Here is a 645-nt window from a genome sequence, read left to right as displayed (position 1 = left end):
TTTGGCAATAATTTTATACATATACGTCGTCGCATCCAGGGTGTTCTCAATAGACTCTGCATAACAGGGTATCGACCCGGCTATCTGCCAGCCGAGTGAAAGATATAGTGTGCTGGCGACATCGCCGCTGCGGGTATCCAGTACGAGTAGAGATAATCCTTTTTCCCACGCTCTTTGCTCTGCCTGATTCATTAATTGTCTGGCAATACCCTGACGGCGCGCGTGCGGGTGGACGAGTAACTTGGAAATTTCAGCACGATGACTGCCGTTTGGCATACCACAATAGTTAATCATCACTGTGCCAACCAGACTGTCGTCATCCCGGGCAATGAGCAATTCACACTCATTGCTGGCAAGGCCGTTGACTTTATCCTTCCAGAAGCGGTCAATAGCCTGGCGATCGTCTGGATGGGTAAAACCTACGCTTGCACCCTCTTTTACACAGGCCTGCAGTACGTCACCTAATTCTCTTAATTTTTCATGTGCCTCGGTAGCACTCATAAATTCATATTTGATCATGATTTACATACCACTAAAAGATAATGGGCACCCAGACTCTGATGAGCGCTGAATGATGAGGTTCCTGACAGATGAAAGCGCAAACTGTCGCCTTTTTTTAGCGTCCATGTTTCAGTATCTACTGTG

The 645-nt window shown here is 47.1% G+C and carries 1 protein-coding gene; it reads right to left on the bottom strand.

From position 1 onward, the window contains the following. Nucleotides 1-519 (bottom strand): GNAT family N-acetyltransferase (locus FN633_RS10615; protein WP_154058907.1); only part of this gene is annotated, 519 nt, incomplete at its 3' end. Nucleotides 520-645 lie beyond the last annotated feature (126 nt).

This window comes from Pseudescherichia vulneris (assembly GCF_902164725.1).
GTDB classification, from domain to species: Bacteria; Pseudomonadota; Gammaproteobacteria; order Enterobacterales; family Enterobacteriaceae; genus Pseudescherichia; species Pseudescherichia vulneris.
Note: the sequence above shows the minus strand (reverse complement) of the source record. Positions and strands in the feature narration are given on the sequence as shown.